The organism is Paenibacillus sp. FSL L8-0644 (assembly GCF_038008165.1).
Taxonomy (GTDB): domain Bacteria; phylum Bacillota; class Bacilli; order Paenibacillales; family Paenibacillaceae; genus Paenibacillus; species Paenibacillus polymyxa_D.
This window is the reverse complement of sequence record NZ_JBBOYN010000001.1, coordinates 2,391,547-2,414,720: the sequence shown is the minus strand read 5'-3', so window position 1 is coordinate 2,414,720 and position 23,174 is coordinate 2,391,547. Positions and strand designations below refer to the sequence as shown.

Sequence of the window (23,174 nt, the reverse complement as noted above, 5' to 3'; positions counted from 1 at the left end):
GCTCCATGATAAAACACCGTGATGAGATCATGACTTGTAACAAACACTAGCAAACTAAACAGACTGAGCGACAGAGGGCGTGAAATCAATTTTTTCATCCTTTAACACTCCTTTTAAAATAGTTATATATTGGTCTTGCTGTGTTGCTGTAGCTTGGGATCTGAAAATTTCAAATACAGCGGTACATTTCCTAAACTCATGTTCATGTTCCATACCCAGGGTATCGGACAGCATGAGAGATTGCAGGATATAGCCCAACGCAACCGTAAACTGTTGTTGCTTGATATAGTAAAGAGCCAGTTGATAGCAGAAGCGAAAATAATAAGATACATTCACAGGCTCTTCAAAATATTTAAAACCTTCAATTTGTTCGGCAAATGATTCCAGCACAGCCTCTAAAGAATAGTCGTATCTCGACGCTCCCTCAACGATGGAAAGAAGCCCCGGTAACAGCTCTTCCGGATTGTTACGAAGAAATTGGATATATTCCTGCAACACTTCGGCATGGCCTGACAAAATATCAAGGGCATACAAATTAGCTCTGGCAGCATAGCGGTAATATTCCACCTCTGCTTCCCCATATTGATCAAGACCATTAAACCAGCCCAATTCTGCATATTTTTCGATGCAATCGCGAGCGGCCTCATACTTGCCCTGTTTTTGGAAAGCCATGCCTTTCATGAGATGACTGTAGCCGTAGTAGTAGACTAGCGGCCGTTTGGTATGTATGGGTTGTATAGGTTTCTTGCGCGCTTTGTAGAGCTGCAATTCCTGATACTTTTGGTTGACATGGCTATACAGCCGGTCGCATAAAGCAATCATATTGGCACCGTCCGCAAATGAAAAAGACAGCTTAATCATGTTGACAAGTGTGTCTAGATCTGTGATGTCGGAGTGAACAAGATCATCCACTATTCCCGCCTCCTTGTCTGACTTTTTATATTCACCAAACAAAAGCAAGCTCTAAACCTTAACTAAAAATAACTTAATTACGTATTTATTACGTAATTAAGTTATAACATGAATTCAAACATATGACAAGTGCATTATGATAATATATTCCATTTTTAAAATACCAACGAAAGTAGATCGTTCACTTGTTCAATTCCATGTGAAGCAAAGGAAATGCCCTACCTGATCCATCCAGTGCAGAACGCGCCGTTTGTACAAAGCCGTAATGTCTGTAGAAAGCATACGCTTTCTCGTTCTGCTCATTCACGTCCACTTTGAGGTGTTTCCCTTTTATTTTTTCAGCATGCTGGATGAGTCGGCTGCCTATGCCCTGCCCATGGTGTTCAGGGTCCACAAACAGCATCTCTATTTTTAATCCGTCCAGCCCGATAAAACCTGTTGGTTCTTGACTTGTATTCCATTCCATCCAAACTTCAAGTTCTCTTAAAACACCATTGCGTACGATATGATGATAAAATTGAATGTCCTCTTCCGCCAAAAATGTGTGCGTCCGGCGTACAGCCCGCTGCCAAATATCAACGAGTTGATCATGATTTTCTTCCCGATAAGCAACAATTTCATTTTGCACGGTACTTCCCCCTTATTTAAATATCGATATTGCATGTTTTGCAGTAAGTCTAACATGCCTATTTAGAAGCATACAAACACAAAAAAGGAAGCGGAGTAATTCCGCCTCCCTTAGACTACAGCCTTTTACAACGTAACACCGTTTTTAAAAATAGCGAGCTCCCTGAAATTGTTTTTCTCATTGTTCACCCATGTTCCGCTGGCTACATCGACGATGTAATCGACAAAGTTGCGGAGCGCATCTTCCATACTGACATCCTCCACCAATGAACCGGCGTTATAGTCGATCCAATGAGGTTTAGCCTTATATAACGGCGAGTTGGTTGATACCTTCATCGTCGGAACAAAGGAGCCAAACGGCGTACCGCGTCCAGTTGTGAAAATGACGAGTTGGCAGCCCGCTGCGGCGAGAGCTGAAGATGCCACTAGATCATTGCCCGGCGCGCTGAGCAGGTTGAGTCCCTTGGTCTTGAGACGTTCCCCGTACTGAATGACATCAGTGACCGTGGAAGACCCGGATTTTTGCGTACAGCCCAGTGATTTATCCTCCAGCGTCGTAATGCCCCCTGCTTTATTGCCCGGTGACGGATTTTCGTATACTGGCTGCTTGTAATCCAGAAAATATTGTTTGAAATCGTTAATCAGATGTACGATCTTACCAAATACTTGCTCATCGGCAGCGCGCTCCATTAAAATCGTTTCCGCGCCGAACATTTCAGGTACTTCTGTCAATACCGTTGTTCCACCTTGCGCTGCCATATAATCCGACAATCGTCCGAGTAGTGGGTTGGCAGTAATACCCGATAAGCCATCAGATCCACCGCATTTCAAGCCGATGTTCAGCTCAGACAATGGTACAGGTTCCCGCCGATCTTCTTGCACGGCCGCAAAAATTTCATGAAGCAACCTTACCCCTTCCTCTACTTCATCCGACACATCTTGGGAAAGCAAAAACTTTACCCGCTCCGAATCATATTCCCCGATGGCTTCCTTAAATTCTTTCATTTCATTGTTTTCACAGCCCAAACCCAGTACAAGTACGCCACCTGCGTTCGCATGTTTCACGGCATCGATCAAAATCGTGCGCGTATGTGCATGATCGTCACCCAACTGAGAACAACCATAGTTATGCTTGAGCACAAGTGCATTTTCAAAAGGTGAAATATCTCCCACTTCCTGCTTGAAACGGTTTAAAATAAGTTCAGCGATCCCGTTCACACAGCCGACCGTCGGCACAATCCACAACTCATTGCGAATCCCCACACGACCGTCCTTTCGCCGAAAACCTTGAAACGTACGACTCTCCTGTTCATATAAATGAGGAGCTGGCTTAGGCTTATAAGTGTACTCTTCTACGCCTGTCAGGTTCGTCTTCGTATTATGCGTATGCACATGCTGACCTGCCTGAATGGGCTGAATGGCATGACCGATGGGATATCCGTATTTCAGAACATGCCCACCTACAGGTACATCCTGCAAGGCGATTTTATGCCCACGTGCTACATCCTCGGCTAGCTCCACCCGTTGTTCTTCTTGTGCTCCCCATGCCAGTGTTTCTCCCTGCTTGTAATCACGCAAGGCGACAGCCACGTTATCTTGATTATGAATTTGAATGAATTCCAGCATTCCGGTCTCCTCCTTGCTTATGCTCTGGGCACGCTGTTCCCGGTTAGAGAATCGAGCGTCTCCTTCATTCCTCTGCTTGTAATTTCATACACGTGCTGTGCCGTTTGTTCAGCCAGCCCTTCGATCTGGTTCAAATCTTGACCCCACCATGTTTGCTTGCCGAGTACCCGCTCAGTCAATTGCTTCGCCCCGGCGAGAGTACCGTCATATTTACTCCACAGTTCACCAAACGTGCTCAACACTTCAGCTTCGTCTGCCAACGCAATCGACTCGCCATTTCTATCACCCCGGTAAAATACAAGTAAGGACGCCAGTGAAAACACGATTTTGGCAGGCAGCTCCTTACGTTGTTCCACATACTGGAGCAAGGATGGCAAGTTCCGTGTCTTGAACTTGGACACTGAATTCAGTGCGATACTCATAACATAATGATTTACATATGGATTACGGAACCGCTCAATAACATCGTCGGCATATACATTCAATTCCGCTTCTGGCGAATCCAGCGTCGGTATAATTTCTTCTCGAATCAGCGACTGGATAAAATTGCCCATAATATCATGCTCAACCGCCTGCCCCACTGTGTCCAGGCCATATAAATAAGCTACAGGTGTAAGCGCCGTATGTGCTCCATTCAAAATACGCACTTTCCGTGTACGATATGGCGCCATATCGTCGACAATCAGGACATTCAATCCGGCCAAATGAGCAGGTAATTCCTCTTTAAGCCACTGTGGCCCTTCAATAACCCATAAATGATACTGTTCGCCCACAACAACCAAATCGTCCTTGTAACCCAATTCCGCTTGGATTTCATGAATTCGGTCTTTGGGATAACCAGGTACAATTCGATCCACCAAACTGTTGCAGAACGTATTTGCTTCCTCTATCCATGCAATAAACTCAGCTCCAAGCTTCCATTGGTCCGCATATTTCAGTACGATTTCCTTGAGAGCGTCTCCATTACGGTCGATGAGCTCGCATGGAATGATGACCAATCCCTTGCTCTGATCGCCCCCAAAAAATTGAAAGCGCTTATACAGAAAGGCAGCCAGTTTGCCCGGGAAGCTCTTTTGCGGACGATCTTCTAGCTGATCGTCTGGGGCATAAGCGATCCCCGCTTCCGTCGTATTCGACACAACAAAACGCAGCTCCGGCTTTTGGGATAGTGCTTCATACTCCAAAAAGTCCGAGCCGTACGGATTAATCCCACGAGAGACGCACTCCACAACGGTATGCTCCTTCATGGCCTTCCCATCCTTAATCCCTTCAAGAATAACCGTATACAGGTCATCCTGCTCGTTAAGCTTCTCCACGAGGCCTCCTGGCTGCGGTTGTACAATCACAACTCCCGTATTCCATTCTGCCAGCTTATTCATTTTGTCAAATTGCCAGTCTACAAAAGCACGCAGAAAGTTCCCTTCCCCGAATTGCATCACCCTCACAGGATGCGGGTCTGTAACGATAAAGCTTTTTCTGTTTAATTGATCTAATGCATCTACTTTTTTCATCCGGAGTATCCTCCCACTATTACCATAATGATTTCAACGTTATTTTAGCATAATGCACACGTTAACAAAATAGTTTTCTCAACATTTTTACTTTATAAAAATAATAATGACAATAATATGAACACGTTAACATAAGAGTTTTGCATAACAACCGGCAAGTATATGGACCTCTTTCTGTTGTTTCGCTGCTGAGCCAAGACGGTTAAGGCTAACTATCACCCTATCCGAGACCTTGTCCTTATATACTTTTCAGGAGAATAGACGCAAGAAAGCACGGGCAGGATAACACTACTTACTAGGCAGGAGGAACATCTATGAAGACAATTGCAGATACTATTGTACAAGTTTTGGTCAATGCAGGGGTCAAGCGGATTTATGGCATTGTTGGAGATTCTCTAAATAATATGGTGGATTCCATTCGCAGCAATGGTCAAATCGAATGGATTCATGTAAGGCACGAAGAAGTGGCTGCCTTTGCAGCCGGAGCGGATGCTGACCTTAGTGGCAGCATTGCTGTATGTGCCGGAAGCAGTGGTCCCGGAAATTTGCATCTGATTAATGGTTTATATGATTGTCACCGCAATCGTGTGCCTGTACTGGCTATTGCCGCTCACATTCCAAGCGACGAAATCGGAAGTGAATATTTTCAAGCGACGCATCCTGAACATCTTTTCGGAGAATGCAGTCACTTCTGTGAAGTTATTACGACACCGCGTCAAATTCCCAGAACGGTGACCATGGCCATTCAACAGGCAGTTTCACGTTCAGGTGTCTCCGTCATTGTTCTTCCCGGTGATGTAGCAGCATTGGGGGCGGAAAAGGTACCCGTCCCTGAACATGTCTACCATCCCACTACACCTGTAGTGCATCCGTCAGCTTCCGAAATTTCCCGACTGGCCGAATATTTGAATCAAGGCAAACGAATTACGCTACTATGCGGCGCCGGCTGTTCACAATCTCATGAATTGCTCATGCAGCTATGTGACAAGTTAAAATCCCCCATGGTATCCGCTCTGCGAGGCAAGGAATATCTGGAGTATGACAACCCTTATTATGCTGGATTAACGGGACTGATCGGGTATTCTTCCGGGTACCATGCGATGATGGATTGTGACGTCCTACTTATGCTCGGAACAGACTTCCCTTACAGACAATTTTACCCTGAAGATGCGATTGTCCTACAGGTAGATATAGAGCCAGCCCATCTTGGCAGACGTACTCCGTTAACGTATGGTTTATGTGGGGATGTAAAAGCCACGTTGGAAATGCTGCTACCGCATTTAACATCAGAGCATGATTCCAAGCATCTAGAGAAAACCGTCTCCCACTATACCAAGGTACGCCAGGAGTTGGATGACCTTGCTGTCGGTAAACCAGGTCATACGCCGATCCATCCGCAATATCTCGCCAAGGTCATCAGTGACGCCGCGCAGGAAAATGCTATTTTCACCTGTGATGTCGGTACTCCCACTGTATGGGCGGCGCGTTATTTGCAGATGAACGGTCAGCGCCGGCTTCTCGGATCGTTCAACCATGGTACGATGGCAAATGCGTTACCACAAGCGATTGGAGCACAGGCCACTGAGCCTGACCGACAAGTGATTGCCCTCTCAGGCGATGGCGGACTCACGATGCTGATGGGCGACCTGCTCACCCTGAAGCAGCATCATCTGCCTATCAAAGTCATTGTTTTCAATAATGGCGCTCTCGGTTTTGTCGAGCTGGAAATGAAAGCGGCCGGATTTCTGGAAAACGGTACTGAACTGGTGAATCCTGATTTTGGTGCTGTAGCGCAAGCCATGGGACTCAAGGGCATCCGGGTTGAAGATCCGACCATGCTGGAAGATGCCATTCAGCAAGCATTGGCTCATGATGGCCCTGTTGTGGTAGACGTGGTGGTGAACCGCCAGGAGCTATCCATGCCACCCAAAATTAATCTTAAACAAGCAGAAGGATTTACACTGTGGATGATGAAAGCGATGCTAAACGGACGTGGTGACGAGATTGTAGAACTGGCTAAAACCAATCTCTTTCGTTAAATATAGACGAAGCAGAACGCATTTCAGCCTAAAAGGGGCAGAAACCATATATCTAGCATGGTTTCTGCCCCTTTGGCCTGCCTGTTAATCAAACGAAACTTAGTGTGGTTTGCCTGCCGTTGATTTCCGCTTCATGAGCGCGGTCTCCATAAATATAAGCTCGCCCTCATTGGACGGTGACTGAATTCGTTCCAGAATGCAGGCGGCTCCGCGCTCGCTAATCTGCTCAATCGGTCTTTTGACTGTTGTTAACGGTGGAGTCGTATACATTGAGAACCCGATATCGTCAAAACCAATGACAGAAATATCCTCTGGTACCTTCAAGCCGTTTTCGAATACCGCATTCATTGCCCCAATAGCCATATCATCGTTAGAGCAAAATACCGCTGTCGGCGGCTCCTGCAAGGAAAGCAATTGCTTCATTGCCTGGCTACCACTTTCAGTATCATAATGACCTTGCACGATATATTCATGTCGAATGGGCTTACCACTATCAATCAACGCATTCATAAAACCCTCGCGGCGTTGCTGGGTAGACTTGAAGCCTTCTACCCCTTCGATGATCGCAATGCGTTCATGCCCACTTTCAACGAGAAAGGAGACCGCTTCATAGGACCCTTCTTTATCATTAGAAATCACGTTTACAATCCCCGCCCCGGACACCTGCCGATTCAGAACAACAAGCGGAATGCCTTGACCGAGCACATGATAAATAAAAGGGTTGTCCGCCTCGCTCTGGCTCATCAGAATGATACCATCAAAACGCTTGCGGTGTATGGCCGAAAAATCAGCGTAATCGTCAATTCCTCGCACAAACAGATTGTAATCTACCCCAATGACATGATTAACACCGCGGATGGTATCGGCAAAAAAACTGGAGCTGGTGCCTTCTGAAATACTGGTGAAAAACAGGCCAATCGTATGCGAGCGCTGGAGAACTAGGCTTTTGGCATTAAAATTTGGAATGTAATTGAGTTGCTCTGCCAACTCCATAATTTTGCGTTTCGTATCTTCTTTAATCAGCGGGCTGTTATTGAGCGCCCGGGAGACGGTTGTATGGGAAACATTAGCCAATTTGGCAATGTCTTTAATGGTAGCTGCCATATACGTATCCTTTCCTTAGTGAGGCTCTAAAAAAATTATATACCCACCATACCACAGGAGCCGCCCGGAAAAGAAGACTTTCACAAATTATACGCGGTTGTCCGCATGTCGACGCTGTAATTCTTGAACCATTTCTGCATGTCTGCTGTCCGTCAGCTTGTACATTTTACCGATGACCAGCATGGCCAAAGCCAGGGCAACAGCCGGATAGAGACAAAGTAATGCTTTGATCCCAAGCAGGGTTCCAGAGGACTGAACCACATTCGGAACATACCCGATGAGCGCTAGTCCAATACCCGATAGAAAGCCAGACAAGGATTGAGCCAACTTACGTGAAAAGTTAAATAACGAGTAAGTAATCCCTTCCTTACGCTCCCCGGATGACCATTCGCCATAATCAATAATATCGGACACGAATGCCCAGGTCACCCCGTTAGGAATACTAATACCAATGAACGAAATACTGGCCAGGATTGTGAAAATGTATACATTTGAAGGCATAAAAAAGTTAATGGAGTCGGCAATGACACTAACCAGCATCCCCAGTATGGCTGTTTTTCGTTTACCGAAACGCCGTACCAGCTTGGGCAGGAACAATACACCCAGTAGCGACGAACCGATAATAATAAAATTCATATAAGCCATTAACTCTACATGCCCCAAGTTATATTCGGCAAAATAGATCAGCAGAGCGGACTTAATATTGTACGCGGATATAGTGAAAATCGTCATCAAAACGAGCACCAGCAAAGGCTTGTTATTCGTAAAAGTATGCACAATAACGCCTATAGATAGCTTCTCTTTTGGCCCGGACTGGCTAATAATACGTTCTTTCGTTCCTCGGTAACATATGATGAAAGCGATCACACCAATGAGTGACATAATCCCCATCACAACCGGATAGCCAACATGGTGGTTAGGAAATAGTAAAATAAGCGGCATGACAACGACACTGGTGACGAATAATGCGCCCAGCGATCCCGCCTGACGGAAAGATGACAATGAAGCACGCTGATGAGTATCCTGTGTAATAGCGGCACCTAGCGAGCCGTATGGAATGTTTACAATAGAGTAGCCGATCCCCCAGATCATATAGGACGCATAGGCGTAAATGAGTTTTCCTGTGGGTGTAATATTCGGCGATATAAAGGTTAGAACCGTAAGAATTGCAAGGATAACGCTTCCAACAATAAGAAAAGGTCTAAATTTTCCACGTGTACCGATATGTTTGCGATAATCAACAAAGGACCCGACAATGGGATCACAGACGGCGGCAAATAGCTTGCTGACCAAGAAAATGCCTGCGGCGGCTCCTGCAGAAACCCCTGCTACATCTGTAAAAAATTTCAGCAAATACAACTGCCCCAAATCAAACATGAATCCGTTTCCAAAGTCACCCATACCATACGAAATCTTTTCTTTCAGGCTAATATGCTCGCCTGTCTTGTTGTCAGTTTGGACGTTCTCCTGCACGATAGGCACTCCCATACCTACACACTCCTCTTTGTTTGTAATTAATTTCACAAAAATAGTTCTGGATTTTGCAAAATCCTCAGTTGATAACTATTTTATTTTTAATTGCTCTTACCGGGAGTTTTGAAACAAGCTCCCGGTAAGAGCCCTTTCTTATGAAGTTAGTGAGTCCTCGCCTTAGGGCGTAGTTTCACTTACTATGAACAACCGTTGGGAAATTAAAATATTGCTCGGCGTTGTTGTAGCAAATGTTTTGTACCATGGCTCCGAGCAGCTCCAGATCCTCAGGCGCCTTACCCTCCTGAACCCACGTTCCAATTAAGTCACAGAGTATACGGCGGAAATATTCATGGCGTGTGTAGGAGAGGAAGCTGCGGGAATCCGTCAGCATACCAATAAAGCGGGACAGCACCCCGTAGTTAGCCAGCAACTTCATCTGCTCCTGCATACCTTCGATATGGTCGTTATACCACCATGCCGTGCCAAACTGGATTTTCCCCACATTTCCACCGGATTGGAAACAACCCGCGAGACTTGCCAGTACTGGATAATCAACCGAATTAAGCGAATACAAAATGGTTCTCGGTAATCCTCCTGCCAGCTCCTGTGCGTCCAGCAATGCCGCCAATGGACGAGCGATAGAGCCATCATTTACGGCATCGTAGCCTGTATCCGGTCCCAATTGACGGAACATAGTAGTGTTGTTATTACGCAGTGCGTGGATATGGTATTGCATAGCCCAGCCATGTTCTGCATACTGTTTGCCAAGGAAAACCAGAACGTACGATTTATATTTCGCCTCCTCTAAAGGAGTCACATGGCCTTCCTCCAGCGCCTTATTGAATATGGCTGCAGCTTCCTCCCGTGTCGTTTCTTCATAGACTACAGTATCCAGCGCATGATCAGATACTCGGCCTCCGGCAGCATGGAAATGGCGCACCCGGCTCGCCAGCGCATTCAAAAATCCTTCCAGGCCAGAAACATCCAGTCCGCTGACTTCACCCAACCGAGCCACCCAAGGCCGGAAAGTTTCGCGATTTATCTCCAAAGCCTTGTCGGGACGAAAGCTTGGCAACACTGCGACTGGGAAATCGGTCAGCTTGCTGATTTGTTTGTGGTATTCGAGATGGTCTGTCGGATCATCCGTGGTGCACACCACAGTTACCTTCGAGTTCACAATCAGATCACGTGCGCCAAAGCCTTTTCCCTGCAGCTTTTGGTTTACCTTTTCCCAGATCACTGGTGCGTTCTGTTCATTCAGCAGCTCAAAGACACCAAAAAAGCGTTGAAGCTCCAAATGCGTCCAATGGTACAGCGGATTGCCGATTAGTGTAGGTACGGTTTTGGCCCAAGCCATAAACTTGTCATAATCTTCGCCATCCCCCGTAATCAGGCGTTCCTCAACCCCATTGGCCCGCATAAGTCTCCACTTGTAATGGTCTCCGTACAACCAAGCTTCCGTAATATTCTTGAACGCTTTATTTTCATAAATTTCTTGTGGACTTAAATGACAATGATAGTCAATAATCGGCATATCCTTGGCGTACTGATGATATAAGATTTCAGCCGTTGGATTGCTCAACAAAAAGTTTTCGTCTAAAAACGCTTTAGTCATTACTTTCTCATCCCTTCTATAATCGTGTTTCTCAACAAATTGTTAACGTTAACAAAAATGCTTGTACTGTACTCGTTTTCAATAATAGCATTCTCCACCACATAGCAGATCTCGTGATTAGGCAAGATGATATAGCTGTAATACGATACCTGCACATCATTTCAAGCCGGATTACTTCACTTTAAATTTAATGTTTACGTTAACAACAATTACATTGTAACCGCTATCCTTTGTAGACGAAAGTGATTTTTATCATGTGAGCGAATAAAAAAAATGGCCTACTGCCATTTGGAGCAGATCTGTTCTATATTTTCCCGATAGCTGATACAAAAGAAAATTCTACAATTTTTAATTTTCCCCGATAAATCAAACTTTGAAAACGTTTTATGTGTTTTTCTCTTTTTTTCAGAAAATTTCTTTCTTGAAAATACCAGTTATTGCATTATAATTGTAATATACATCCATTGTTTTACATTGAAAGTATTTCATTGGTTTATTTCAAAGATGAAAAGAAGAGGTGGTAGCATTGAGTACCAAAGTTCAAGCTGTTCAAACTAAAACTAAATCCGATACAAAAGGAGCCGACCTTGTTGTCGATTGTTTGATCAAGCAAGGGGTTACGCATATTTTTGGCATTCCAGGTGCCAAGATCGATTCTGTTTTTGATGTTCTTCAAGATCGGGGTCCAGAATTGATCATATGCCGTCATGAACAAAATGCCGCCTTTATGGCAGCAGCGGTCGGTCGTTTAACAGGTAAACCGGGCGTATGCATTGTTACTTCCGGTCCAGGCGCGTCTAACTTGGCGACAGGACTTGTCACCGCTAATGCAGAGAGTGATCCTGTCGTCGCCATTGCTGGTGCAGTCCCAAGATCAGAACGCCTGAAACGCACGCATCAATCTATGGATAACGCCGGACTTTTCGAACCCATCACCAAGTACAGTGTAGAAGTAGAACATCCTGATAGTGTACCGGAAGCAATTACTAATGCATTTCGGATTGCGACCTCAGCCCAGCCTGGAGCCACATTTGTCAGTCTGCCGCAGGACGTGTTGACTTCGTCATCCGAAGTAACCGCCATTGAGAAGGTTTCCCTTCCCCAGCTTGGAACCGCACCCGCCGAGCTCATCAAACAAGTTGCAGGCCAAATCAAAAAAGCCAAGCTGCCCGTACTCCTTCTCGGTATGAAAGCCAGCACACCCGAAGCTACAGCAGCCATCCGTGCACTGATTCGAAACACGGATTTGCCTGTGGTTGAAACCTTTCAGGCCGCTGGAGCCATTTCCCGGGAGCTGGAAAGCCACTATTTTGGGAGAGTCGGTCTGTTCCATAATCAGCCGGGTGACATGCTTCTTGGAGCGGCAGATCTGGTACTGACGATTGGCTATGATCCTATTGAATATGATCCAAAAAACTGGAATATTCCTGCGAACCGAACCCTTATTCATCTGGATGATCATCAAGCAGATATTGATCATGATTATCAACCTGATCACGAGCTTATCGGGAATATAGCCCTGATTGTGAGTGGCCTTGCAGAAGAATTGCCTACCTTAAAGCTACCTAAAGCCTCCTGCGACCAATTAAATCGTCTTCGTCATGATCTAAACGAGCAAGAAGCTGTTCCTGTACACAGTCACGATTATCTGATTCATCCATTACAATTTATTCGTACACTGCGCAGCCTGATCGACGATAATGTCACTGTCACCTGTGATGTTGGTTCACACTACATTTGGATGGCACGATATTTCCGTTCGTATGAACCGCGGCGCCTTCTATTCAGCAACGGAATGCAGACGTTGGGCGTAGCACTGCCTTGGGGGATTGCTGCCACACTCGTCAACCCCGGTCAAAAAGTCGTTTCTATTTCTGGAGACGGAGGATTTCTGTTTTCATCCATGGAGCTCGAAACCGCTGTACGTCTTAACTCTCCGCTAGTGCATATCGTATGGAGAGATGGTACCTATGACATGGTCGCATTTCAACAACAGATTAAATATGGCAGAACTTCCGGTGTAAAATTTGGAGATGTTGATGTAGTGAAATATGCTGAAAGCTTCGGGGCCACCGGATTACGCGTGCACTCTCCTGAAGAACTGGAAAGTGTATTGCAGCAGGCACTTCATACGGATGGTCCTGTGGTTGTTGATATCCCGATTAATTATCAAGATAATATCCAGTTGGGACGTAAACTGCTGCCAAATCAATTAAACTAACCTTTACCAAGACTTACTCGTGACGTTTTCGTGACAATTATGGAGCAAAACGTTATTTTTTATGATTTTTTTGAGTTATTCTCGTTATTTACTGAAAATTTACGTTTATTATTGAAAAAGAAAGAAAATAAATGCATACAATTACAAAAGGAAGTGTATTACCATGACCGTTGCAGGACTGGAAACCAAGCAAGAAACTGACCATGATATTTACCAAACGTCCACTATGCTCGCTCTATTAGATGGTCTTTATGACGGAGTTGTTGCCTTTGAGGAGTTGCAAAAGCACGGGGATTTTGGGATTGGTACCTTTGATCAACTGAATGGCGAGATGATCGCGTTCGATGGTGAATTCTATCACTTGCTTCCAGACGGTACGGCCCATCGCGTAAAACCGGAAGAAACCACACCTTTTTCCACCGTCACCTTTTTCCATGAAGATTTCACATATACTATTGACCGCCCCATGCATCGTGAAGAGCTGGAAGCTCTGCTGTTAAAGTTGTTTCCAAGCCGTAATCTGTTCTATGCCTTCCGTATGGATGGCACTTTTCGTGAAGTAAAGACACGTACCGTCCCTCACCAGGTGAAGCCTTACAAACCTTTTATCGAAGCGACCAAATCTCAGCCTACGTTCTCTTTTAACGACGCTTCTGGGGTGATTACAGGTTTTTGGACACCTGCCTATGCTCAAGGTATTGGGGTAGCCGGATTTCATCTGCATTTTATTAACGATGAACGCACTGGGGGTGGGCATGTCTTTGATTTTATCGTCGAAAAGTGCACCATCCGCATTTGTCAAAAATCCAATCTGCACCTGGTCCTGCCCGATACCCCGGATTACTTGAAGGCCAACCTGTCCAGAGAAAACCTGGAGAAGGAAATCGCCGTTACTGAAGGTGCGCAGTAATCGCAGCTATTTAACTCATCAATTTACAGACCCTATAGCCAAACAATAAACAGCAAAAGATCACAGTCAGGAAAGAGAATTACTGCTCTCTGACTGTGATCTTTTTATGTACGAGCGTATATATACGTTACTGCTTATGCTCTCACTCCGGTCCACCTATGTCTCGATCTGATCCAGTTTATCTGCATAATATTGAATGGCACGTGAGTACTCCTGTGTAGATAAATCCGAGGTCGTCTCAGCCACCTCCATTAGCAGCTCCTGCATGGCTTTCCCGAATTCCCCCAGATTATATAATACCATCGCGTAAAATACCCGAAACGGTCTGTAATCCGGAAATTCGTCCATTCCTGTGTCCAACCATGCTTTCGCCTTGGCATAATCCCCCAATACACGATATGTACTGCTTAATCCCAGGATGGCTCCTTTCCTTGATTCTGCGGATAATGCCATACCCAGGCTTTTTTCATAATAGGGTACTGCTTCCCTCTCTAAGCCCAATGAATCATGTGTCCAAGCGGTCTGATACCACAATTCTGCATCATTTTGCTGCTGTTCTAATGCCTTCAAAAGAAGCTTTCGTGCTTCCTCTGCTTGCCCTGTTCGTCTAAGCTCGCCAGCTTGCGCCATGATATCGTTCATATTAATCCTCCACTTCTGACTCATGCCTATCTTTGAGATATATGTTACCCGACATTTGAATGCAATGTAAATGGAGTTTTTCCTAAGATTTAAAATCCAAAAAAACGACTCTCCTTACAGGAGAGCCGCTATATATCCGAAGTTACGGTTTATTTAACCTTCAATGATCCTGCAGTTAGTATTCCTGCTACACGCTGTGCGTCGAAAATACGCGAGAGCTCCTCTACTGCCGTCAAGTACAATAGACCGTTGCCTTCCAGCTTAGGAGAATTGCCAAGTGGAATCGTGCGTTTGATGAGTTGTGCATATAATTCCGGTTCGGTGAGATCACGCTCAAAGCTCGCACTTACCAGCTGCTTAATCAACGCCAATGCACCTGCTACGTGCGGAGTAGCCATCGAAGTTCCGCTAAAAGTCGCATATTTGCCGCCCGGAACGGTGGACAAAATATCTTCTCCGGGTGCAACCAAATCCACCTCATTATTAGAATTACTGAATTCTGAGGCGTGCCTGTCAAAATTGATAGCGCCTACGCTAATCACTTCATTATAGCAGCCGGGGTAGCCGAGCTCGTCCGTTCTGTCGTCACCGTCTCCCTCATTTCCAGCTGCACAGATGACCAAGATTTGGCTAGCTACAGCCTTTTTTACTGCTTCATGCAGCTCTGGCACATCTTCAGGACCGCCAAGTGACATCGATATGATATCTGCCTTTTGCTCAATCGCATAATAGATGCCTTGAATAATCCAGTCATATTGACCGGAGCCCTGCTTGTTTAGCACTTTGATGATGAGCAGGTCTGCCTCTGGAGCAACACCCACGACACCATCCGCATTTTCTGCTGCCGCAATGGTTCCTGCCACATGCGTGCCATGACCGTTATAATCCTTGAAAATTTCCGGATCACCTTGATCATCATCCGTGAAATTCCGTCCGCCAATAATGCGCGCCTTCAAATCAGGATGGTCCGAATCACAGCCCGTGTCCAGCACCGCCACCTTCACGCCTTGGCCTCGAGTCTGGTTCCATACCGCAGGAGCCTGAATCAGCTCTACACCTCGCGGTATTTCATTCACTTGTTGCTCCTGCTTGATCACTTGGTAAGGAATGATATGCACTTTACGTTCCATCCTATTCCCTCCTTCATGGATTCAATCGGAAACCACCCGTCTTTGAAACTATGAAACTTTGAAAACCTCTACTACATTCGAGGTTACTATATTCTAGCAATTTTTGAAAACTTTGAACATCCCCATTTTGCTTATTTTTGTAAAAAAACAGACATCCCCCAATTCGCTTGGAGAATGTCTGTTGTAGGTTCTCTATCAGCCTTAGACGGATTCCGCCTGAAGTTCAGCCTTGGATAACAGCGATTTGTGCTGCCATTTCCGGCCCTTCCAGCGTAAATAGTGGAAAATGCCTCGTACCCACTCATCGCAGGCATGTGCAATCCACACACCCAGCACTCCATATCCCATATGAATGCCCAGCACATATGCTAACGGGATTTTAATCCCCCACATTGAAATTATGGCCATCATTAACGGGAACTGAACATCTCCCGCTGCTCGCAAGGAGTTAATGACAACATGATTAAACACTCGGCCCGGCTCCAGCAATATACAGAAAAGCAAAATCGCTGCCCCTAATTGAATGATCGCCGGCTCATCTGTAAAGATCGCCATCACTTCATATCGGAAAAAGGATACTACCACGATTACAGCAATCGTAATGATCAAAGACCATTTCAGGCTCCGTAAAAGTTGATGATAGGCCTTTTCCTTGTCTCCTGCTCCAATCAGGCGGGCAACAATAATTTCCGTCCCCTCCCCTACAGCCATTCCAAATACCATAAAAAAGTACACAATTGTATTCGAATAAAAATGGGTTGCGATTGCCGTTGTACCCATAAAGCTGACAAACCGGGTCACCATCATTTGGCTAAGCTGATAAGACAACCATTCCAGCCCGGCAGGAATACCAATCTTCAGAATGGCTACCAGCTTACTCCATTGTAGCTGTACATAATACCGGATGCGAATCGGCGCACTTACACGCTTGTACAGCAGTAGAAAAATCCAGACACATGCTACAACACGGCTAATAACCGTTGAAATCGCTGCTCCCGCCACTCCCATCTGCGGCAGACCAAACCAGCCATAAATGAGCAATGCATTTCCTGTAATATGTAAAATATTCATACCAATGCCCACGATCATCGTATCTTTAGTAAAACCATGCGATCGAATAACCGGACCCGCGGTTAGCATGAGCGCTTCCAGAAACAGCGAACCCCCTGCCAGCATCATATAAATCTCTGCATTTTCCTTAATCGTCGGAGTAATATGGTAAAAGGATAGCAAAAAATCCCGACTGACAATAAACATCAAGCTCAATGCCAGACCAAACACCAGATTAAAGGTTAGTGCCGAAGCCGTAACACGGCTTGCATCCACATGCTTTTGCGCCCCCAATAGCTGAGCAATGATCACACCTACACCAAGACCAAGCAGATTGAAAAGTATAATCGTAAATTCAATCAACTGTCTGGACACACCCACAGCCGATACAACCTCATCAGAAACATGGCTTAGCATGAACGTATCCACGCTACCCATCAAAATGTGAAACAACATCTCTATAAAGATCGGCCAAGTGATTGCAAAAACCGTCATCGTTTTAACGACTTGCGCTTGCTTGGAAGCGTTTTCCTGAGACAGTGACATCCTTTCGTATTCCTCCTAAATGCGAACCCAATCATTACTTACTTATTACTTATATCATTTATATCGATAACAATTACTCATTCAAAAAAAGTCATATGCTTTTTCATTTTATAATATTCCAGGCGGTCCCGCAATTGTCCTGTGTGGAATTCATACTTATGTCCGTCTGGATCTGTAAAATAGACTGGCCTTTTGTCCTGTTCATTCCTTTCTCGTCCGGACAAAATGATGACATTAAAAGTTCTCAGCTTGATAAGCGTGGTATTCAACATGATTCGATTGTCCATTGCAGAACGTCCTTCTTGTGGTTTTCGTTCAGGTAGACCTCGTTAAAATAATAATTTCTTATCAAAAAAAGACTATAACATCATCAAGATTGATGTTATAGTCCTTTTTTTAAAACTGGTCAAGAAAAAAACATCTTGGTTTTCATAGTTAAATTCTAGACTACCGCTCTTTAATTCAGCTAACGTTTCCTAAGCCTAAAGTATGGGCTTCTCAGACAATGAGCTTCATAAACTTAGTTGACCTACCTTGTAGTTCTGATAAATATGAGATTCAAAGAATAGAAACTGAAAAGGAAGCAAAGAATTCAGGAAAAATTTTAGTGGATAATGGTTTGAATACGGCTTCTTTCCACCATTTCTTCTCCATTTGCTTTCCTCTCCTTATTTAGCGTTTTTTAAGAATTCAAGCTCTTTGACAATACCGGGAAATAATTTATCTAGGTTGTAAAATGCCAGCAATACAATTTGCAGGGCAGCCAAGATAATTGGAACGTAGATAAACATGAAATGAATAGACGCTAGCGCTGTGGCACTGATTGTAGCTTGTCCACCAGCATATCCTCCCAATGCCAGTCCCCAACCGATGAGTGCCGCTCCGAAACCGCCTCCCGCTTTTGTGCCGAAACTACCCGCACTGTACACCAGTCCTTCGGTGCGCATCCCTGTCTTCCATTCGCCATACTCAATGGTATCTGACAACATGGCAAAGAAGGTTCCGAGAATAGCGGCATGTCCAAGCGCTTTAATAACGAGTCCCAGGCAGACCGCCATAAGACTTGCGGGACTGACGGCAATAACAAGCGATCCCACAATCAGGAGGATACTTCCGATAATGGATGAATTTCGTTTCCCGATCCGCTTGACGACGGGTGGCAATAACAGATAACCAAGCAGGGAAGGAAGGAGTAAGGATATGCCGAGCACCCCAATCAGATTGGCGTCTTTTAACACATAACGTGCGTAGTAAATATTCATACCTGTGCCCAGTGAGTTATTTATGAAATAGACCACAGCAAACCCAAGAATCAATTTCCAATACTTATTACGCATCAGCGCTCCAAAAGCACGTCCAAACGGAATTGGCTTCTGTACAACAGATGGAGTAACCCTTTCTTTGGTACTGAAGAAGGTAACGAGAAATAAGAAGGTTCCGAGCAAACCAAACAGAATAAAGGTGAAAATCCACCCCTTTTGACCGCCGCCGAACGACTTCACTAACGGAAGGGTGAAATAATTAATTAACAAGGCACCAATATTCGCCAGAGACATACGAAAAATATTAAGAAGAGAGCGCTGGTAAGAATCCTGCGTTATCATGGAATTAAGCACACCATAAGGGACATTAATGCTGGAATAGATAATGTTCATCAGCAGATAGGTAACGTAAATGTATAGAATAGTGATCGTCATATTTCCACTTGGAACCGTGAACAAGAGAATTCCAGACAACGCAAATGGCCCGGACATCCACAGTAACCAAGGACGGGCTTTCCCGTGTCTGCTCTTCGTTTTATCGATCAAAGCCCCAATCGCGACATCAATAAACGCATCCAGTACACGCGCAACTAGCATTAAAGTACCAATGACCCCGGCGCTGATCCCGATTACATCTGTGTAAAAGTAGGACAGAAAAGTCATTGCGGCGGCAAACAGCAACTGGCTGGCAAAATCACCGAATCCATAACCCATCTTTTCTTTCAGCGTAATATTTGAATCGGTTTGCTTTGAAGCCTCATTTCCCATTACAACAATATCGCTCGAACTTCTCATGCTCATGCTCCTTTTCCCTTGTTATTCTCTACAATCCCAAGCCATAAGGAAAACGTTTTCTTGATAATCAAAAAAACAAGCCGAAATACCTTGAATTCAGCTAGTTATTTGGTAAAAACAATCATTTATCTCCAGAAAATACTAGAAAACGTTTTCCGGAGTTGATTATACTCCCCCTATAAACCAAGGTCAAGCGCTTTCTTTGCTCTGGAATCTTTGTTAAACTCAATAAACTGATATAATAAATTCAATTGACTTTGAGAACCTTTTTCTAAATAAATACTTGCTTGAAAGTCGGTGTGTACAATGAAAATGACTATAAAAGATGTGGCTCGAATGGCCAACGTCTCCATTTCAACGGTTTCCAGAGTGATCAATAACAGCCAGACGGTGAACAGTGAAATACGCAAACGAGTTCTAGATGTCCTTGAAGCCACTCAATTCCGTCCAAATGCCATAGCGCGGACACTGGTAAAGAATAATACATCTCTGATTGGAGTACTTCTGCCCGAGATTAAAAACAATGTCTTTGATAACATGGTTGAAGGCATCAATCAAGTAGCGCATCTATACGGCTTCGATGTCATAATCGCCTTGTCAGGGGGGGACGCGGACTCTGAAATACACTATTACAATATGTTCCGTGAAATGCAGGCGAGCGGAATTATCATATCGGTAGACGGAATCCGGGATGCGCTATACGCGCTCATTGAAGCGGCGGGAATTCCCTGCATCCTTGTCGGACGGGATTTTCGAGACAAATCCATTCCTTCCGTACATGTTGACAACATAACGGCTGCTTTCGAAGCGGTAACTTATCTAATTCAGCAGGGACATCAGGATATCGCGATGCTGCGGGGAGCTGCGGGAGATATTTCAGTGGGCAGTCAGCGTTTTTTGGGCTATGAACAGGCATTGAAGGCCGCTCACCTGCCAGTACGTCCTGAACGTGTGTTGGAAAGCGGCTTTTCAGTTGAAGACGGCGTAACCTCTATGAGAAAACTTTATCATTCAGGCCCATTGCCCAGTGCGGTGTTCTGCGCGACGGACCGAATTGCCATAGGCGCTATGAACTTTCTGACCGAGAATGGGGTGAAAATACCTGAACAGGTCTCTTTCTTGGGATTTGACGACATTGATATGGCTACAATAATCCGGCCTAAATTGTCAACTGTCCGATATTCAGCATCCGAACTGGGCATGGTCGCCGCCCGCAATCTCATTAAGCTTATTAAAGGAGAGGAATTGGCGGCTGTCCACTGGTCCATATCGCATCAGTTAGAAATTCGGGACAGCAGTGTAAAACATGGGGTATCCTAATCTTTGCATGTTCCTACGCGGTTGCTGGAAGTGCTTCACCGGCTAGGATGGATTTTGTCAGCTCCGACGCTGAATAATGGAAACGTTCTCTTGCAAAGTTTTTCCCAAAAGAGCTTACTACATTCCCATGATTATAATAATAATTATATGGGGGGCTTTTTTTACCGGCGGCCTGATTGTAAGTCAAACTTGGTTAACTTCGGAGGCCTCAGAAGCACCTGAATTTGCTAATAGCTTGTTTGTCTCCTTTGCAAATTTAGGTGTCACGATTGGCACCACCTTAGGCGGATGGTTTCTATCACAGATGGGAACACACCTGATTACCTGGAGTGGAGTATTATTTCTGTGCTTGCATCTATCTGCATTGGGTTAAAAATCAAGTTTTTTGATGTACCGAAAAGAAAATATGATCCTTCCTTGTATGCTTTTATCCCTCTTCCTTACAGCAAATCCTGTTCAGCCAATAGGCCCACGCTTCTGTATATTGATCGAGATCTTCCGGATGATGACGAATGCAGGTGGCTATACGAAAATATAGTCCCAGTAACACTTCCCTGTTTAGCTCGTATTCCCCTGTCATCTCCGGCTCAAGCTTCTCTAAGGAAGGCAAAATGGTATCGATGGTCAGCCTATCCGGTGAAGAACAAAAGGCGTATATCAGATCATATAGGGGTTCTCCCACCACGGGATCAGGATCAATAATACCCGTCAATGTGCCATTTTCGTTAAACACAAAATTATGTACTCCACAGTCGCCATGAAGCAAATATTTAATATTCCGTTGCGGCGATCCAGCCACAAGGGTATGAACGAAACGATGATCCTCACGGGGTAAAATGTCTTGTATGATCTTTCCAGATTCCTTCGTTCTGTGCAGCAGAAAATCTTTCCATTCCACAAACGGGTGGTCCGGATAACCATAATGACGTTCCTCACCAAAAGGCTTATAGTGCGAGATCACCTCCGTCGCCAGATGAAGCAACAAATTGCTTTTGTTTCGTCCATGATACTGTGTGAGCCCTGACCTGAACGTGTATACCAAATAACGGTGCAACGGATCTACATAAACCAAACGCGATAGTTTCTCAATCTGTACATAGGTATGTAAAAACTCCGCCTCGGCTTTTACAATCGCATGATCATTTTGCTTAATCACATATCGAGGCCTGGTACCATCCATGACAACAACCACTTCGCTCGAAGTACCGCCGGTCAGCGGTTTGAGATTTTGCATATGGCCTTCAAGCACGCCTGCTGCATAAAGCTCATTCAGGATTAGTTGAACGTCCATTTCACGCCTCCCTCCGTGCGTCTGATCCACAATGCGGCTGGCGATTTTTTGGATAATTTCATTAAGATAATCCCACACGTTCGCCAGCCGCTCTTCTTTTAAAAATAAATCTTTTCATGCTCCGTATAGATTTCAAGCGCCCGCTCCATCTTACGCACATAGGCCTCATCCTGACTAGAACATAGAAATGTAATGTGTCCCGCCTGCGATGGACTGGATTTTGGCGAAGGTTCCAGCAAATTACGCTCAGACAACACCTGTTTCAACCGTCTAACTGTTCCCTGGCTCCCGTCAATTAACTGAATATGAGAAGGCAGTAGTTCCCTTAGAATTTCCTTATAAAAAGGATAATGAGTACATCCCAATACCACCGTACCATATATGTCGAGATTGAACGAAGACAACTCACGGTTAAAATATGCGGACATTTCTGCCCGGTCAAAATTCAACTGTTCGCAATAATGTACTAGCTCCGGCAGAGGTAGTGAGTCCACGCTCCCATGATCGTCAACTCTGGATACGAGTGCTGCATAACAAGATTGTTTCAACGTCAATGGTGTGGCTAACACCAGAACTCTTTTACCATTAGCCCGGTTCATCTCGACCGCTGGCTTCACAGCTGGCTCCATACCAATAATCGGAATAGGATATTCCTTCCTTAGCTCCGCAACCGCGATACTTGTAGCCGTATTGCAGGCAATCACCAGTGCCTTAACATCTTCTTTTAGAATCGTTTGCACTGAAGCCTTGACATAACCAAGCACCTCTTGGGGAGTTTTCGTCCCGTAAGGCACATGAAGGGTATCCGCCATGTATACAAAATTTTCGTTTGGCAAACGTCTTAGTGCCTCGGACAATACTGTAATTCCACCCAATCCTGAATCAAAAAAACCTATCTTCAAGCTACTCACCTTTTTTCATTCAACTATGGTGCCAAATCTTGCTGGCACCATGTTCATTTCCTTCTTCGCCTACATAAACTATTCTCTTCATTAGACTTTACATTTAAATTTTACCGCAAAACTGATATTTTGCAAAAGAAACACTTGAATTTTACAGTGTAAAAAATAAAGTAGCTTTTCAAAGTAAATTTAATATAA

17 protein-coding genes and 2 pseudogenes are annotated in these 23,174 nt (G+C 44.8%); 5 read left to right on the top strand and 14 right to left on the bottom strand.

The genetic code is table 11. The features are described from left to right. Positions 1 to 54: 54 nt before the first annotated feature. The 4 genes from NSS94_RS11130 to NSS94_RS11115 all read right to left on the bottom strand — a co-directional run bounded on the left by NSS94_RS11130 (position 55) and on the right by NSS94_RS11115 (position 4,676). Positions 55 to 912 (bottom strand): DNA-binding protein, encoded by an 858-nt coding sequence (locus tag NSS94_RS11130; RefSeq protein WP_165147354.1) that lies wholly within the window; start codon positions 910 to 912, stop codon positions 55 to 57. Positions 913 to 1,093: 181 nt separating this feature from the next. Next, positions 1,094 to 1,540: an acetyltransferase gene (locus tag NSS94_RS11125; protein WP_029519084.1), complete on the bottom strand. Its 447-nt coding sequence runs from the start codon at positions 1,538 to 1,540 to the stop codon at positions 1,094 to 1,096. A gap of 125 nt (positions 1,541 to 1,665) precedes the next feature. Further along, positions 1,666 to 3,165: a UxaA family hydrolase gene (locus tag NSS94_RS11120; protein WP_029519082.1), complete on the bottom strand. Its 1,500-nt coding sequence runs from the start codon at positions 3,163 to 3,165 to the stop codon at positions 1,666 to 1,668. 17 nt (positions 3,166 to 3,182) lie between these two features. Beyond that, on the bottom strand, positions 3,183 to 4,676 hold the full coding sequence (locus NSS94_RS11115; RefSeq protein ID WP_341039289.1) for a tagaturonate reductase: 1,494 nt from the start codon (positions 4,674 to 4,676) through the stop codon (positions 3,183 to 3,185). 314 nt (positions 4,677 to 4,990) lie between these two features. Between NSS94_RS11115 and poxB the strand changes: the two genes are divergently transcribed. After that, on the top strand, positions 4,991 to 6,715 hold the full coding sequence (gene poxB, locus NSS94_RS11110; protein WP_029519080.1) for a ubiquinone-dependent pyruvate dehydrogenase: 1,725 nt from the start codon (positions 4,991 to 4,993) through the stop codon (positions 6,713 to 6,715). 99 nt (positions 6,716 to 6,814) lie between these two features. Here the strand turns inward: poxB and NSS94_RS11105 are convergent, their stop codons facing one another. The 3 genes from NSS94_RS11105 to uxaC all read right to left on the bottom strand — a co-directional run bounded on the left by NSS94_RS11105 (position 6,815) and on the right by uxaC (position 10,907). Further along, a complete protein-coding gene (locus tag NSS94_RS11105) occupies positions 6,815 to 7,819 on the bottom strand; it encodes a LacI family DNA-binding transcriptional regulator (RefSeq protein ID WP_069010228.1) in 1,005 nt (334 codons plus the stop codon). 87 nt (positions 7,820 to 7,906) lie between these two features. Next, the gene (locus NSS94_RS11100) at positions 7,907 to 9,307 is read right to left on the bottom strand and encodes an MFS transporter (protein ID WP_341039288.1); all 1,401 of its coding nucleotides are present in this window, start codon (positions 9,305 to 9,307) and stop codon (positions 7,907 to 7,909) included. Between the two features lie 175 nt (positions 9,308 to 9,482). Then, positions 9,483 to 10,907: a glucuronate isomerase gene (uxaC, locus tag NSS94_RS11095; protein ID WP_029519075.1), complete on the bottom strand. Its 1,425-nt coding sequence runs from the start codon at positions 10,905 to 10,907 to the stop codon at positions 9,483 to 9,485. Between the two features lie 517 nt (positions 10,908 to 11,424). On the opposite strand from uxaC, the gene alsS reads away from it, so the two are divergent. Both alsS and budA read left to right on the top strand, forming a co-directional pair. Continuing rightward, positions 11,425 to 13,128 (top strand): acetolactate synthase AlsS, encoded by a 1,704-nt coding sequence (alsS, locus tag NSS94_RS11090; protein ID WP_341039287.1) that lies wholly within the window; start codon positions 11,425 to 11,427, stop codon positions 13,126 to 13,128. A gap of 163 nt (positions 13,129 to 13,291) precedes the next feature. Continuing rightward, positions 13,292 to 14,038, top strand: a complete 747-nt coding sequence (budA, locus tag NSS94_RS11085; RefSeq protein WP_029519072.1) for an acetolactate decarboxylase — start codon at positions 13,292 to 13,294, stop codon at positions 14,036 to 14,038. Between the two features lie 156 nt (positions 14,039 to 14,194). On the opposite strand, the gene NSS94_RS11080 is transcribed toward budA, so the two are convergent. The 5 genes and pseudogenes from NSS94_RS11080 to NSS94_RS11060 all read right to left on the bottom strand — a co-directional run bounded on the left by NSS94_RS11080 (position 14,195) and on the right by NSS94_RS11060 (position 19,463). Next, positions 14,195 to 14,680: a tetratricopeptide repeat protein gene (locus NSS94_RS11080; RefSeq protein ID WP_039273453.1), complete on the bottom strand. Its 486-nt coding sequence runs from the start codon at positions 14,678 to 14,680 to the stop codon at positions 14,195 to 14,197. Between the two features lie 149 nt (positions 14,681 to 14,829). Beyond that, on the bottom strand, positions 14,830 to 15,810 hold the full coding sequence (locus NSS94_RS11075) for a S8 family peptidase (protein WP_029519069.1): 981 nt from the start codon (positions 15,808 to 15,810) through the stop codon (positions 14,830 to 14,832). Between the two features lie 201 nt (positions 15,811 to 16,011). Then, positions 16,012 to 17,406 (bottom strand): MATE family efflux transporter, encoded by a 1,395-nt coding sequence (locus NSS94_RS11070; protein WP_069010230.1) that lies wholly within the window; start codon positions 17,404 to 17,406, stop codon positions 16,012 to 16,014. Between the two features lie 77 nt (positions 17,407 to 17,483). After that, positions 17,484 to 17,642, bottom strand: a pseudogene (locus tag NSS94_RS11065) (metallothiol transferase FosB); the annotation flags it as partial. A 432-nt stretch (positions 17,643 to 18,074) separates the two neighbouring features. Next, positions 18,075 to 19,463 (bottom strand): MFS transporter, encoded by a 1,389-nt coding sequence (locus tag NSS94_RS11060; RefSeq protein WP_039273459.1) that lies wholly within the window; start codon positions 19,461 to 19,463, stop codon positions 18,075 to 18,077. A gap of 306 nt (positions 19,464 to 19,769) precedes the next feature. On the opposite strand from NSS94_RS11060, the gene NSS94_RS11055 reads away from it, so the two are divergent. Beyond that, the gene (locus NSS94_RS11055; RefSeq protein WP_165147398.1) at positions 19,770 to 20,783 is read left to right on the top strand and encodes a LacI family DNA-binding transcriptional regulator; all 1,014 of its coding nucleotides are present in this window, start codon (positions 19,770 to 19,772) and stop codon (positions 20,781 to 20,783) included. Between the two features lie 112 nt (positions 20,784 to 20,895). Further along, positions 20,896 to 21,173: pseudogene (locus NSS94_RS11050) on the top strand (MFS transporter); the annotation flags it as partial. 37 nt (positions 21,174 to 21,210) lie between these two features. On the opposite strand, the gene NSS94_RS11045 reads toward NSS94_RS11050, so the two are convergent. Together NSS94_RS11045 and murI are read right to left on the bottom strand one after the other, a co-directional pair. Further along, the gene (locus NSS94_RS11045) at positions 21,211 to 22,074 is read right to left on the bottom strand and encodes an aminoglycoside phosphotransferase family protein (protein WP_341039286.1); all 864 of its coding nucleotides are present in this window, start codon (positions 22,072 to 22,074) and stop codon (positions 21,211 to 21,213) included. Between the two features lie 98 nt (positions 22,075 to 22,172). Continuing rightward, on the bottom strand, positions 22,173 to 22,976 hold the full coding sequence (gene murI / locus NSS94_RS11040; protein ID WP_029519057.1) for a glutamate racemase: 804 nt from the start codon (positions 22,974 to 22,976) through the stop codon (positions 22,173 to 22,175). Positions 22,977 to 23,174: the final 198 nt, after the last annotated feature.